Here is a 13560-nt window from a genome sequence, read left to right as displayed (position 1 = left end):
GAAAAGCATGGCAACTGAAGTCTTGATGCCCCAGTTGGGCGAAAGCGTGACGGAGGGAACGATCAGCAAGTGGCTGGTACAGGTCGGCGATGTGGTGAAGAAGTACGATCCGCTTGCAGAAGTCAGCACAGATAAAGTAAACGCCGAAGTGCCTTCCACCGTTGCTGGCCGTGTCTCGAAGATCGTCGTAGCGGAAGGGGAGACCGTCGCAGTCGGCACCCTGATACTCTATATAGAAGAAGAGGGAGCGGCTGACGGAGGACAACAAGCGGTTGCTGCCGGAGAAAAGACTGACGAACCTGCCCGTCCGTCCATCCAGTCGACTCCATCCGCGCCAGCGCAAACAGGAGCGAAACCGCGCTACTCTCCGGCTGTCATGCAACTGGCACAGCAGCACGGCATCGATCTGAGCCGCCTGACCGGTACTGGCGCAGGCGGGCGTGTGACGCGCAAGGATGTGCAAGCGGTGATCGATGCTGGGGGGCAGCCAGCCTCCACGGAACGCACAGACGCTGCGCAATCCACACAAGTCATCGCAGGCGCTGCTCCTGCCGAGGTGAAGCCGGGAAGCATCGATGTCGCAGCCGCATCCGGCGATGAAGTGATTCCGGTCTCCGCGGTCCGCCGCACGATCGCCAACCGGATGGTGCAGAGCAAGCACGACGCCCCGCACGCCTGGACGATGGTGGAGATAGACGTCACGAATCTGGTCGCCTTCCGCAATCAGGTGAAAGACGAGTTCAAGCGAAAAGAGGGGATTTCCCTGACCTTCCTGCCGTTTTTCATCAAGGCCGTGGTGGAAGCGCTGAAGGAATACCCGATGATCAATTCCACTTGGGCAGGGGACAAAATCATCGTCAGAAAAAACATCAACATCTCCATCGCGGTAGCCACCGAGGATGCCCTGTACGTCCCGGTGATCAAGGATGCCGATCAGAAATCGATCCTCGGCATCGCCAAAGCGGTCGAAGATCTGGCTGCCCGCACACGTGCCGGGAAGCTGAGTGTGGACGACATGACGGGCGGTACGTTTACGGTGAACAACACCGGTTCTTTCGGCTCGGTCCTGTCCATGCCGATCATCAATGCACCACAAGCCGCCATCCTCAGCGTCGAAGCGATCGTAAAGCGTCCGGTCATTATCGACGATATGATAGCCGTGCGTTCGATGGTCAATCTCTGCCTCTCGCTGGACCACCGCATCCTCGATGGTCTGATCTGCGGTCGCTTTCTGCAAAGCGTCAAAAGCAAGCTGGAGGGCATCGGCCCGGATACAAAACTGTATTAAAACGGTACGGCCAGGTGAAGCATGCACCTGGTCCGATTTGTGTAGAAAGCCCTGCTCATGGAGTAGGGCTTTCGCACCTTTTTCCCGTCGGCACAACTCTGGCTTCAGCGTGAGGAAACGGATTGTGCAGACAAAACAGCCGCTTCGCTGTAACGCTTTTTGCCATCATGCGTACTTACATAAGGCGCGAGTGAAGCGCCCCGAGTTGGTAATGAATTCTACTAGACAGATTTTTTTGATCCATTTGATATGATAAACTAATAGAAATTGGGCGAGCAATTCTCGCGATTCTACTCGTACATGCATGGGAGGAAGACGATGATGAAGCAAAAATTCATACCGTTGGCGATGGCGGTACTCCTGGGTTCCGCTTCCCTGACGGTTGTCCCGCAAGCCTTTGCGGTTGAAGATTTGAGTGTGAAAGCGATCAATACATACATGCTCGACAAAAAATCCGACTACGAGATTGCATTTACCCTGGAAAAGTATTTGGACAGCGGGGACGAGATCGTCATCACGTTTGACGATGCATTTGCGATCAACTCCAAAATCTCCAAAAACGACGTATACATAAACGGAAGAGCTGCCAACACCGTGAAGCTGAGCAAAAACGAGCTGACGATCACAAGCGGCAGAAGCTATGATTCCGATGAGGAAATCGAAATCACGATCCAGAACGCGATCACCAACCCGGATCGCGTAGGAAACTACGACGTGCGCGTCAAGACCGAAAACGAAAGTTCCGCTCGTGCCCGAGTAAAAATCGACAGCAACAAGGCGGACAGCAGCTTTGCGGTGAAGCTCTCGGACAAGTCTGCGGGCGGACGCTCCAGCTATTCATTTGAGGCGTATCTGGGCGACAAGGAACTGGTACCGCTCGGAGAAGTGACGATCGAGTTCCCTTCTGCCGAAATGATTCCGGCCATTTTGAGCGCCAACCAGTTTTCCATCAACGGACAGGCCGCACTGAAGGTGTCCGCGACCGGCAACAAGGTGTTTCTGACCGCTCCCGGCAGCGTGGCCAAGTCGAATACGGTGAAGGTAGACATCTCGGAAGGCGCCTGGATTCTCAACCCGAAAGAAGCGGGCAGCTACAAGCTGAAAATGACCGTAGACGGACGGAGTATCACGTCCGATTCGTATGAGATTTCTGCCGCCACGGCAAATCAGCCGGTACAGACGCCAGGACTCGTCGACAACAGCACAGCGATTATTTCCTTGGGGACGACAGAGCCGGGACAAGCGACCGGCCTGACCGTGTCGATCAGGGGTGTGGGCGTCCCGCTCGCCAAGCAGCAGGACTTCATTGAGCTCGTCTTCCCGAAAGAGTTCCGCGTACCGGCGTTTATCGCCACAAGCCATGTCACGGTAAACGGCGCAGCGGCTGACTATGTAGCCGTCCGCGGACAAAACGTGCTGATCTACCCGGCTCAGGACATTCATCCGTCTACAGCGACCAATGTCGTGATCGGAGCGGGTGCCAATATCGTTACCCCGACCGAGAAAAAAGCGTACAGCATTAGCGTTTACACGTCCGAAGAAAAAGGACTTCTGTTTGCGCGCGCAGTCGGAATCGGCACGCCTGCTCCTGCACAGCCGCCTGTACCAGTCCCAACAGCCCCGACAGCACCGGGCACTCCTGCACCTTCGACGCCTGCAGCACAACCGGTTGATGTCCCGGCAGATGCGGTTCTCTTTCAGTTGAACACCGCTTCGTACACGAAAAACGGCCAGACATCCGCGTTGCAGGTAGCGCCTTACCTGGCAGACGGCAGCACCACTATGGTTCCGGCGCAGTTCTTCGCCGATGCACTGAACCTGACGACACTGTGGGATACAAAGAACGTCTCGATTATCAGCGGTACCAAAGTCTTGCAGTTTACCGTCGGCTCGAATAAAGTGAAAATCGGCGACCAGGAGCACACGCTGACATCGGCTGTCGCCTTGAAAGACGGAATGCCGATGGTCCCGATCCGCTTCGTGACCGACAACCTCGGCTATAAAGTAGGCTGGGATACAAAGACATCCAGCGTCTATGTCTATCGCTAGACAAGGCATGATCACGATAGCAAAAGGTGCTCCCCAAGCAGCAAAACTGCGAGGGAAGCACCTTTTTTGTGAAAAAAACAGAAACAGTCACGTGCCTCCAACTGGTGTCTACCACGGAAAGTAGAAGAACATCGGAACGACCAGCGAGATGACGAGAAGAACGATCAGCGCTTTGGCTACATACGATTGTTTCATGTGGAAAACTGCCTCCTCGAGCGTGAAAATAGGAAACCATGCTGACAGATGCGTCAATGCGGGAAAACGCGGCTCCATCCGCATGAGAGTGTGCTAAAATGGCAAGAGGGGATATCCCTCTCGAAAGTGGACAGCTTGATTCTATCAAAATTGTACCGAACACAAACAGCAGTGGCAATGTTCTTTCCGAGAATCTTGAGAAAATGGCTCGTACAGAAAGGGAGGAGAAGGATGACAGCACCGAACAAGATTGCCCATATCGGCATTGCGGTAAAAAGCATTGAGGATGCCCTGCCGTTTTATACCGAGCATTTGGGCCTTGCGCTTTTGGGGACGGAAGAGGTGCAAAGCGAGCAGGTGAAAGTGGCATTTTTGCAGATTGGCGAGAGCCGGATCGAGCTGCTGGAGCCGCTTAGCAGCGCAAGTCCGATTGCTGCTTTCCTGGAAAAGCGGGGCGAGGGTATTCACCACATCGCTCTCGACGTCGATGACGTGCGCGAGCGTTTGCAGCACTTGAAGGAAGCAGGCGTGCCGCTCATTCACGAAACTCCCAAGGCAGGAGCACACAACGCGCAGATCGCGTTTCTTCATCCCAAGGCAGCCAAAGGCGTGCTGTACGAATTGTGCCAATATCCTGACCAATCCCACGACGAATAGACGAATAAGCGTACGATCCAGTTCCTGATGATGGGGCAAGTTTCGCACCTGCGATGGTAGATAAAATTTTTTTGCTGTATACTGAAAAAAGCACGTACATACCATATCAAAATCGAACAAGCCGGGGAGGTTACACCTGTGATTAATGAAGAGCGTCTGTTGCAAGAGTTTTTGGAGCTGGTGCAAATCGACAGCGAGACAAAGAACGAAGCGGAAATCAACAAAGTCCTGAAAGAAAAACTGATCGCCATCGGCTTTACGGTGGAAGAGGATGATGCGGCTGCGAAAACGGGCCATGGAGGCAACAACCTGATCGCTACGCTGGAAGGAACGGGAAATGGACCGACCATCCTGTTCAGCAGCCATATGGATACCGTAGTGCCCGGCAACGGCATTAAACCGCAAATTCGCGACGGCTATGTGTATTCCGACGGGACGACGATTCTCGGAGCGGATGACAAGGCGGGCATTGCCGCGATCTTTGAAGGCATTCGCACGCTCAAGGAGCAAAATCTGCCGCATCCCACGATCCAGGTCGTCTTGACGGTGGGAGAGGAATCGGGACTGGTCGGCTCGCGTGCGATGGATTCCAGCCTGTTGAAAGCAGAAATGGGCTTCATCCTTGACTCGGAAGGTCCTGTCGGCAAAATCACGGTCGCAGGTGCGGGTCAATACCGCATCGTGACCAAAATTCACGGAAAAGCGGCACACGCCGGCGTCAATCCGGAAGACGGGGTGAGCGCGATTACTGTTGCTAGCAAGGCAATTTCCCGCATGCCGCTCGGGCGTATCGATGCCGATACGACTGCCAATATCGGCCGATTCGAAGGCGGCAAAGCCTACAACATCGTCACTGACTACGTAGAGGTATGGTCGGAGGCGCGCAGCCTGGTCATGGACAAACTGGAAGCGCAAGTGAAAAAGATGACGACAGCCTTTGAAGAAGCGGCAGCAGAAATGGGCGCGACTTGCGAAAACGAAGTGACATTCATGTACCACGGCTACAAATTCAACGAAGATACGCCGGTAGTAAAAAAGGCAATCGGCGCTGTCAACCGCATCGGCCGCAAGCCGGAGCTGGTGGCCAGCGGGGGTGGAAGCGACGGCAACGTGTTCAACGGCTACAACATCCCGAGCGTCAATTTCGCTATCGGTTACGAAGAGATTCACACGAAAAATGAACGGATGCCGATTGCGGAGCTGAACAAGGCAGCCGAGCTCGTGCTGGCCGTGATCCAGGAGGTTCAAGAATAGGACTCGGAGCAAAGCCGGAATTCCCCGATGCGGGAGTTCCGGTTTTTTACTGCGGTAATTGCCGGAATCAAGCATGATTGAACTGCCTCAGGCTATACATAAACTATAGGAAAGTTGCGATCTGGAAGGAGGAGGGGCGATGCTTTCGCTTGCCGCAGGGAGAGTCATACAGGTCAAGGAGAAGCGCTCCGGCTTGCAAATCGTCGAGGTGTGCCTCATGGACAGCGGACAGCGGGAGCTTGCCCTCTCCTATGCAGCGGAAGACTATCGGCAAGGGGATGTTCTGCTGCTCAATACGACGGCGGTACGCCTGAGACTGGGGACAGGCGGTTACCATGTCGTAGTGGGAAAAGCAGATGAATGGACGGAGCGGCAGGTGATCGGGCGAAGCTATGGGCATGTGATGAAAATGAGGTACGCTCCCTGGCAGCTTGCCGTCGATACGGTCGAAGAACAGGATAGCGACTACCACGAGCTGTTTCGCCGCGAAGATTTGAGCCTGGAGGGGACTGTCGTACTCATCGCGGAGCTGCACAGCTTGCTGCCCGTCTCTGTCCTGCGTCTGCGTCAGCAGCAACCATCCTTCAACATCGCCTACGTCATGCCCGATGGCGCGTCACTGCCTGCTGCCATGAGCCAGCATGTGGATCGCTTGCGGGCAAGCGGTGCGCTCGATGCGGTGATTACTACCGGACACGCCTGGGGGGGAGACTACGAAGCAGTGACGATTCACAGTGGTCTGCTCGCCGCCCGTCATGTCGCCAAAGCGGATGTGATCGTTTGCATGCTGGGGCCGGGGGTGGCCGGAACGGGGACGCCGTACGGTTTTTCTGGTGTGCAACTGGCCGAGGTGATTCACGCGGTAACAGCGCTTGGCGGCGTGCCGCTGTTTTTGCCGCGTCTCAGCTTCGCCGACCCGCGCAGCCGCCATCACGGCATCAGTCATCACAGCTTGTCCATCCTCGCACGGTTTGCACTGACGCCGACAATCTTGCTGCTGCCCCGGCTCGATGACGCCAGAGGACAGTTGCTGGAAGAGCAGGTGGATCGTGTGCTGGCGATGAAACCGCAACATCCTGTATGGGCCGAACTGCCCGACTCGGATGGACTGGAACAACTGGAAGATGCTTACGGCCGCCCGTTTTCCTCGATGGGCCGAAGCTGGCGCGAGGACCCGGTGCCTTTTTTGGCGGCGTATATGGCTGCTGATCAACTATCGCGAAGTGCGGCCTGGATGAACTGTACAATCAGCGGCGGTTGGGATTGCTCCGCCTTGCCAGATACTCTTGCAGCGTTAGCTCTTTATTTGACCAGGAGCGCAGGGCAGCCCTGATCTCCCACGCTTTTCCTACCATGCGAAGCTGCTTTTCGTCTACATAGGTTTTCATCTGTGATCTCCTCCGATACAATGGGTGTGGACATGCTTCTGATTCCAGACTATGGTCAGACAGATGAATGTAGAACTCGTTTTGCCAAAAAGGAGGATGTACTGTGAGCGACAACAAACACGGCCATTTGTACGAAAAGACGATCGCCAGCACGCCGATCTACGACGGGCGGATCATCAAGGTAAAGGTAGACGACGTGCTGCTGCCAAACGGAAACACAGCCAAGCGGGAGATCGTCAACCACCAGGGAGCAGTGGCGATCCTGCCCTTGACCGATGATGGAAAGCTGGTAGCCGTTCGTCAATTTCGCAAGCCGTTGGAGAAGACGATCGTCGAGATTCCGGCAGGGAAGCTGGAGCCCGGAGAAGAGCCGCTGCAATGCGCCATCCGCGAGCTGGAAGAGGAAACGGGTTACACAGCAGCGTCGTTTGAACACCTCAGCTCGTTTTATACATCGCCAGGCTTTGCCGATGAGCTGCTGCATGTATATATCGCGACAGGCTTGACCAAAGGGGAGAGTCGCCCGGACGACGATGAATTCGTGGACATCCTCGAACTGACCCTGGAAGAAGCGCATAAGCTGCACCGGAGCGGAGAAATTTGCGATGCAAAAACAGTCGTCTCCCTGTTCGTCTGGGAGAACCGCTTGTTGCAAAGCCGTGGCTGATCCGATGCTGCGCCCGTACTTTTGCGACATGCATATCCACATCGGCGGCACGCGTTCAGGCAAACCGGTGAAAATTACCGCATCGCGGCACATGACGCTGACGCGGATTTTGGACGAAGCGTCGAATAAAAAGGGCATGGAAATGATCGGGATCATCGATGCGCACTCTCCAGAGGTACAGGAGGAGCTGCTCGATTTACTGGAGCGGGGAGTGGCTGTGGAGCATGAGGACGGGGGGATCATCTACCAAAACACCGTACTGATCCTCGGCTGCGAAGTGGAGATCAAAGAGGCAGGGCGCGGTGAAGCTCATTTTCTGGTGTACCTGCCGCGCTTTGAAGCGATGCGCGCGTTTACCCAATGGCTCAGCCAGCGCTGTAAAAACGTCACACTCAGCTCGCAGCGCATACAGAGCACTTGCCGGGAATTGCAGCATACAGCGCAGATGCTGGGCGGGACGGTCATTCCCGCACACGTCTTTACACCGCACAAAGGGCTGTACGGCAATTGTGCCGACTCACTCTGCGACGTGCTCGACCCGGCTTTGATCGAAGCGGTAGAGCTCGGGCTGAGCGCCAATACAGTAATGGCGGATCGGATCTCGGAGTTGCATCCGGTTACGTTTCTGACCAATTCGGATGCTCATTCGACAGGCAAGATCGGTAGGGAATACCAGGCCGTGCGGATGGCGGAGCGCTCCTTTGCCGAGTGGCGCAAAGCGCTGCGGCGCGAGGAGGGCCGAGAAGTCAGCGTCAATTACGGGCTGCACCCGCAGTTGGGCAAGTATCACCAGACAGCTTGCCAAAACTGCCAGTCGCAGCTTCCGCCCGACGCCTCCAGCCGCTGTCCGGAATGCGGCTACATGCGGATCGTTCGCGGTGTCGCGGCGAGGATCGACGAGCTGGCCGATACGCCGGTCGGAGTGCATCCTCCCCATCGCCCGCCGTATGTGGAGCAGATCCCGCTGGAATTCATCCCCGGTGTCGGTCCCAAGCTCCTGGACAAGCTGTACGCCGCCTTTGGCACGCAAATGAACGTGCTGCATCGCACGGCAGAGTCGGAGCTGGCGAGCGTGGCGTCAGAGAAGATCGCACAGATGATCGTCCGCGCGCGCAGAGGAGAGCTGTCTATCGCTGCGGGCGGTGCCGGCACGTACGGACGCATCCGCAATGAGTGATTCACTGTCATAGGTGTGGACTTGTCCGCATAGGCTGTATCAAGATCAGCGAAGCGGGAGGCGGCAATCGTGCGTTCACGAGTCGGACAAACTATCCATACCTATGCCAGGGAACATCAGTCGCTCTACTGGTTTACCATCGTCCTGTTTGCGATGGGAATCGTTTTCGGGGCCGTGCTTGTCAACTCTTTGCCCCTTTCGCAAAAGCAGGAGCTCTTCGCCTTCCTGCAGTATTTTTTCAACTCGCTCAGCGAACAAGGAACGTCTCCGTCGAAAGCCCATTTTTTCGAGTCGTTCGGTCACTATGCGAAGACGGTCGGGATCATGTGGGTACTCGGCTTGTCCATCATTGGTTTGCCGATGATTTTGCTCATGCTGTTTTTAAAAGGTGTCGTCGTCGGCTTTACGGTCGGCTTTCTCGTCAATCAGATGCAGTGGCAAGGGGTCAGCTTTGCGATGATGGGCGTCTTGCCGCAAAATTTGCTCGTCGTCCCGGCTCTGTTTATCGTCGGGGTCAGCGGCATTTCCTTTTCGCTGCGTCTGATCAAGACCAGGCTGGTAAGCAAACGGGACGGGATCATGCCCCATTTTGTCGGGTACACCGCGCTCGTCGTTGCCATGCTCGGGGTATTGGCGCTGGCTTCGTTGTTTGAGACATTCATTTCGCCTCGGCTGATGCAATACGTGCTTAATTAAGAATGATTCTTAGTTGAGAACTTATGTATTTGACTTCTTCGACACCCCTCTACTATAATAGGAGCAGGTTTCAAGCGAGCGGGGAGGGGCATAAATGTTGGAAGAAAAGTTAGAAAAAATAAAGCAACAACTTCATTCACAGAACTACAAGTTGACGCCACAACGTGAAGCCACTGTTCGCGTCTTATTGGAAAATGAAGAAGACCATCTCAGCGCTGAAGATGTCTACCTCTTGGTGAAAGACAAAGCTCCCGAAATCGGACTTGCCACCGTATACAGGACGCTGGAGTTGCTCAGCGAGTTGAAAATTCTTCATAAAATGAACTTTGGTGACGGCGTAGCTCGCTATGACCTGCGGGACGATAATGCGGAATATCATCACCATCACCTGGTTTGCATGCATTGTGGAACCGTTGATGAGATTTTTGAAGATCTGCTGGTTTCCGCAGAAGAAAAGGTCAAGAATGTTTACAACTTTTACATTACCGACCATCGCTTAACATTTTACGGCGTCTGCAGCCGTTGTATCGATAAGGTGAATGTCGACGATTTCAAATAACAGCAGCTTCTCTGGAAACGGAGAAGTTTTTCTTTTTGTCTGCTTGATGCCCAACTTTTTCCAATGATGGACGGCGTTGTTGTGTGGAATCATAAAACAAAATGGGCAGGTTTTTCCCGCGCGATCCGGGCATGGCGGCATGGACAGGCGCATATGTCTGGTAGAAGGAAGATGCACAAGGAGGTAATACGGTGAAAACTCCCTACTATCGCATGATGGAAGTGCTTCGTTTCCTGCTGTTGCTCGTGACCTGCACGCTGTTGTCCTACGCTCTCATTGCCGTGCTGGCGAAAAGTCTTTTGCCTGACCATCACCAATTGCCTGCCGGGGATGCGGTCAAGGTGGCAAAGCTGGTCAACGCCACGGAACCAGAGGATTTGGATGGCTATGCAGCCCGCTTGCAGCTTTTTTACATGACAGGCGAGTAAGCCTTTTTCAAAAGAAAAGCAGGATTTTTTCCTCCCATGTGGAAAGCAATACGGGATACCTAACATCTCGAAGGGGACTGCTTCATGGACAGTATGATCGATCAATTTATCCATTTCCTTGCTGTGGAAAAAGGACTTTCAAGCAATACGCTCGAATCGTATCAGCGGGACATGGTAGCGTATACGTCGTACCTGCAAGAGCAGGGAGTGACAAGGATTGAGGATTCGGAGCGGACGCATATCGTCGGCTATTTGCTCAGCTTGCGCGAAAAGGGCCGCGCCACTGCGACACTGTCGCGGAACATGGCTTCGATCCGCGCCTTTTATCAATTTCTCGTCCGCGACAAGTACATAGACAAGGACCCTTCGATTCATCTGGAAACGCCCAAAATCGAGAAACGGCTGCCCAAGGTGCTATCCGTGGAAGAAGTGGAGCGTCTTTTGGACAGCCCGCCGGTCAACAATCCGGCTGGCCTGCGTGACAAGGCGATGCTGGAGCTGTTGTACGCAACCGGCATCCGCGTCTCCGAACTGGTCAATCTGGAAGCATCCGACGTCAATTTGGAGATGGGTTTTGTCAAGTGCATGGGCAAAGGGTCCAAGGAACGCATCATCCCGCTCGGCTCTGTCGCTGTGCAAATGGTCCGCAACTACCTGCAATCGGGCCGCTCGCAACTGCTGAAGGGCAGAGGAGAGACAGCGCTGTTTCTCAACCACCTGGGCAAAAAAATCACGCGCCAAGGATTTTGGAAAATCATCAAGCGCTATGCGCAAAAGGCAAACATTCATGCCGAGATCACGCCCCACACGTTGCGCCATTCCTTTGCCACGCATCTGTTGGAGAATGGAGCCGACCTGCGCTCTGTGCAAGAAATGTTGGGGCACGCGGACATTTCTACCACGCAAATTTACACACACGTCACGCGTACGAGAATCAAAGACATTTACGCCAAGACGCATCCAAGAGCATAAGCGTATTGGCGGGAACACCCCCCATCGTCTACATCAGGCGGAGGGGAGTCTTCGTTACAAGCAGGTCAGACGTCTGACAACTCAGGCGACAACAAGAAGCACCGCCATGTTTCTGACGCTGCGGTGCAGACAAAATAGGGGAGGCGTTTTCTGATGCGTTTTTCACGTGTTTTTCTGATCGTCCTCGACAGTGTCGGTATCGGTGAACTGCCTGATGCCGCGCGCTTTGGGGATGAAGGGGCCCATACGCTTGGACACATCGCCGAACGGGTGGAAGGCTTTCGCCTGCCGGAGATGGAAAAGCTGGGATTGGGCAACATCGCACCATTGCACAACGTAGCAGCCGTACAGCACCCCCGTGCCCACTACGGGAAAATGCAGGAAATTTCGATGGGCAAGGATACGACCACGGGTCACTGGGAGTTGATGGGGCTGCACGTTTCGACGCCGTTCAATACATACCCGAACGGCTTTCCGCAAACGCTGATCGAGGAGTTCGAGCAGCGCATCGGACGCAAGGTGCTGGGCAACAAGGTAGCGTCCGGTACGGATATTCTGGATGAGCTGGGCGAGCAGCATATGCAGACCGGCGATGTGATCGTCTACACGTCGGCTGACAGCGTCTTTCAGGTGGCAGCACATGAAGAAGTCATCCCGCTGGAGGAGCTGTATCGGATTTGTGAGGTTGCCCGCGAGCTGACGCTTCGCGACGAATTCGCCGTCACCCGGGTGATCGCGCGTCCGTTTGTCGGCACACCGGGACAATTTACGCGTACGGCCAACCGCCACGACTACTCCGTCAAGCCGTTCGCGCCGACGGTGATGAACCGTTTGCAGGATGCGGGATTAGCTTCTATCGCCATCGGGAAGATCAGCGATATTTACGCAGATGAGGGCGTGACGAAGGCGATTCGTACCAAGGACAACATGGACGGCGTGGATCAACTGCTGAAGACGATGCAGGAGTCGTTTACCGGGCTTGGCTTCGTCAATCTGGTCGACTTCGATGCCAAATACGGTCATCGCCGCGATCCGGAAGGGTATGGCAAGGCGCTGATGGAGTTTGATGCGCGTATTCCGGAGCTGCTGTCTGCACTGCAGGAAAACGACCTGCTGATCATCACCGCAGACCACGGAAACGACCCTGTGCATCACGGGACGGACCACACTCGCGAATACGTCCCGCTACTGGTTGTCCATAAAGATTTGCAGGAAGGAAACAACCTCGGGATTCGCGGAACTTTTGCCGATGTTGGGGCAACAATTGCCGACAACTTTGGCGTAAAATCCCCTGATATTGGAAAAAGTTTCCTGAGTGATTTATAAAAATAAAAGTTTCATAAACAATTATTAATAGAAGAAAGACGAAAAAGGAGTTGCTTTCCATGTCAAAATTTCAAGAAGCAGTGGACTATATTTTGCCAAAACTGACGGAGAAGCCTACGATTGGTCTGGTGCTGGGCTCCGGTCTCGGCGTACTGGCTGACGAGATCGAGAATCCGACTGTGATTCCGTACGGGGAAATTCCTGGCTTTACCGCATCGACGGTCGTCGGGCATAAAGGACAACTGGTGATCGGCAAGCTGCAAGGCAAACAGGTCGTAGCCATGCAAGGACGTTTTCATTTCTACGAAGGGCACGATCTGTCCGACGTCGTCTTCCCGATCCGCATTATGAAATTTTTGGGCGTGGAAACGATCATCGTGACCAATGCGGCAGGCGGCATCAACGAATCGTACCGTCCGGGCGACCTGATGCTGATTCAGGACCACATCAACATGACAGGGCGCAATCCGCTGATCGGACCAAATGACGATACGCTGGGAACGCGTTTCCCTGACATGTCCGAGGCGTACTCCAAGAACCTGCGCGAGCTGGCCAAAGGTGTCGCTGCTGAGCAAGGCATCCACCTGAGAGAGGGCATCTATGTAGGTTTGCTTGGACCGAGCTACGAGACGCCGGCAGAAATCCGCATGCTGCGCATGCTGGGCGGCGATGCAGTAGGCATGTCGACAGTGCCGGAAGTGATCGTAGCCAAACATATGCAACTGCAGGTACTCGGCATTTCCTGCATCAGCAACATGGCTGCGGGCATTTTGGAGCAGCCTTTGTCCCATGAAGAGGTTATGGAGACGACAGAAAAGGTAAAAGCACAATTTTTGGCACTGGTCCAAGGCATTTTGGCGAAGCTGTAAATGGCGCGATCCAGTAACGCGAGCGGAGGGAACAA

General features: G+C 54.5%; 14 protein-coding genes. 13 read left to right on the top strand and 1 reads right to left on the bottom strand.

Going from position 1 to position 13560, the window contains the following annotated elements; all coding sequences use genetic code 11:
* Nucleotides 1–7: 7 nt before the first annotated feature.
* The gene (locus tag ACAF76_RS12445; protein ID WP_400163871.1) at nucleotides 8–1288 is read left to right on the top strand and encodes a dihydrolipoamide acetyltransferase family protein; all 1281 of its coding nucleotides are present in this window, start codon (nucleotides 8–10) and stop codon (nucleotides 1286–1288) included.
* A 318-nt stretch (nucleotides 1289–1606) separates the two neighbouring features.
* Complete coding sequence (locus ACAF76_RS12440; protein WP_400163870.1) at nucleotides 1607–3337, top strand: copper amine oxidase N-terminal domain-containing protein; 1731 nt, start codon at nucleotides 1607–1609, stop codon at nucleotides 3335–3337.
* Nucleotides 3338–3445: 108 nt separating this feature from the next.
* Here ACAF76_RS12440 and ACAF76_RS12435 read toward each other — a convergent pair whose 3' ends face one another.
* Entirely contained in the window at nucleotides 3446–3616 is a 171-nt protein-coding gene (locus ACAF76_RS12435; RefSeq protein ID WP_400163869.1) for a hypothetical protein, read from the bottom strand.
* 147 nt (nucleotides 3617–3763) lie between these two features.
* On the opposite strand from ACAF76_RS12435, the gene mce reads away from it, so the two are divergent.
* From mce to ACAF76_RS12380, 11 genes are all read left to right on the top strand, one after another.
* Nucleotides 3764–4189 carry a methylmalonyl-CoA epimerase gene (gene mce, locus ACAF76_RS12430; protein WP_400163868.1) on the top strand — a complete coding sequence of 142 codons (426 nt, stop codon included), beginning with the start codon at nucleotides 3764–3766 and terminating at the stop codon, nucleotides 4187–4189.
* 138 nt (nucleotides 4190–4327) lie between these two features.
* Nucleotides 4328–5443 (top strand): M20/M25/M40 family metallo-hydrolase, encoded by a 1116-nt coding sequence (locus ACAF76_RS12425; RefSeq protein ID WP_400163867.1) that lies wholly within the window; start codon nucleotides 4328–4330, stop codon nucleotides 5441–5443.
* A 139-nt stretch (nucleotides 5444–5582) separates the two neighbouring features.
* Nucleotides 5583–6776 carry a DUF3866 family protein gene (locus ACAF76_RS12420; protein WP_400163866.1) on the top strand — a complete coding sequence of 398 codons (1194 nt, stop codon included), beginning with the start codon at nucleotides 5583–5585 and terminating at the stop codon, nucleotides 6774–6776.
* Between the two features lie 158 nt (nucleotides 6777–6934).
* Nucleotides 6935–7498 (top strand): NUDIX domain-containing protein, encoded by a 564-nt coding sequence (locus tag ACAF76_RS12415; protein WP_400163865.1) that lies wholly within the window; start codon nucleotides 6935–6937, stop codon nucleotides 7496–7498.
* Between the two features lie 4 nt (nucleotides 7499–7502).
* A complete protein-coding gene (locus tag ACAF76_RS12410; protein WP_400163963.1) occupies nucleotides 7503–8675 on the top strand; it encodes an endonuclease Q family protein in 1173 nt (390 codons plus the stop codon).
* 69 nt (nucleotides 8676–8744) lie between these two features.
* Nucleotides 8745–9371, top strand: coding sequence for a stage II sporulation protein M (gene spoIIM, locus ACAF76_RS12405; protein ID WP_400163864.1), 627 nt, complete (start codon nucleotides 8745–8747; stop codon nucleotides 9369–9371).
* 94 nt (nucleotides 9372–9465) lie between these two features.
* Nucleotides 9466–9930, top strand: coding sequence for a Fur family transcriptional regulator (locus tag ACAF76_RS12400; RefSeq protein ID WP_400163863.1), 465 nt, complete (start codon nucleotides 9466–9468; stop codon nucleotides 9928–9930).
* 191 nt (nucleotides 9931–10121) lie between these two features.
* Complete coding sequence (locus ACAF76_RS12395) at nucleotides 10122–10358, top strand: DUF4227 family protein (protein ID WP_400163862.1); 237 nt, start codon at nucleotides 10122–10124, stop codon at nucleotides 10356–10358.
* 84 nt (nucleotides 10359–10442) lie between these two features.
* Nucleotides 10443–11330: a site-specific tyrosine recombinase XerD gene (gene xerD, locus ACAF76_RS12390; protein WP_400163861.1), complete on the top strand. Its 888-nt coding sequence runs from the start codon at nucleotides 10443–10445 to the stop codon at nucleotides 11328–11330.
* 153 nt (nucleotides 11331–11483) lie between these two features.
* On the top strand, nucleotides 11484–12656 hold the full coding sequence (gene deoB / locus ACAF76_RS12385) for a phosphopentomutase (RefSeq protein ID WP_400163860.1): 1173 nt from the start codon (nucleotides 11484–11486) through the stop codon (nucleotides 12654–12656).
* Nucleotides 12657–12715: 59 nt separating this feature from the next.
* Nucleotides 12716–13525 (top strand): purine-nucleoside phosphorylase, encoded by an 810-nt coding sequence (locus ACAF76_RS12380; RefSeq protein ID WP_400163859.1) that lies wholly within the window; start codon nucleotides 12716–12718, stop codon nucleotides 13523–13525.
* The last annotated feature ends 35 nt before the right edge of the window (nucleotides 13526–13560 follow it).

The organism is Brevibacillus sp. TJ4 (genome assembly GCF_044627595.2).
GTDB lineage: Bacteria > Bacillota > Bacilli > Brevibacillales > Brevibacillaceae > Brevibacillus.
Note: the sequence above shows the minus strand (reverse complement) of the source record. Positions and strands in the feature narration are given on the sequence as shown.

Bases quoted from the DNA above. Each gene is read 5' to 3' on its own strand.
- ACAF76_RS12445 (WP_400163871.1), top strand. From the start codon at position 8: ATGGCAACTGAAGTCTTGATGCCCCAGTTGGGCGAAAGCGTGACGGAG.
- ACAF76_RS12440 (WP_400163870.1), top strand. From the start codon at position 1,607: ATGATGAAGCAAAAATTCATACCGTTGGCGATGGCGGTACTCCTGGGT.
- ACAF76_RS12435 (WP_400163869.1), bottom strand. From the start codon at position 3,616: ATGCGGATGGAGCCGCGTTTTCCCGCATTGACGCATCTGTCAGCATGG.
- mce (WP_400163868.1), top strand. From the start codon at position 3,764: ATGACAGCACCGAACAAGATTGCCCATATCGGCATTGCGGTAAAAAGC.
- ACAF76_RS12420 (WP_400163866.1), top strand. From the start codon at position 5,583: ATGCTTTCGCTTGCCGCAGGGAGAGTCATACAGGTCAAGGAGAAGCGC.
- ACAF76_RS12410 (WP_400163963.1), top strand. From the start codon at position 7,503: ATGCTGCGCCCGTACTTTTGCGACATGCATATCCACATCGGCGGCACG.
- ACAF76_RS12400 (WP_400163863.1), top strand. From the start codon at position 9,466: ATGTTGGAAGAAAAGTTAGAAAAAATAAAGCAACAACTTCATTCACAG.
- xerD (WP_400163861.1), top strand. From the start codon at position 10,443: ATGGACAGTATGATCGATCAATTTATCCATTTCCTTGCTGTGGAAAAA.
- deoB (WP_400163860.1), top strand. From the start codon at position 11,484: ATGCGTTTTTCACGTGTTTTTCTGATCGTCCTCGACAGTGTCGGTATC.
- ACAF76_RS12380 (WP_400163859.1), top strand. From the start codon at position 12,716: ATGTCAAAATTTCAAGAAGCAGTGGACTATATTTTGCCAAAACTGACG.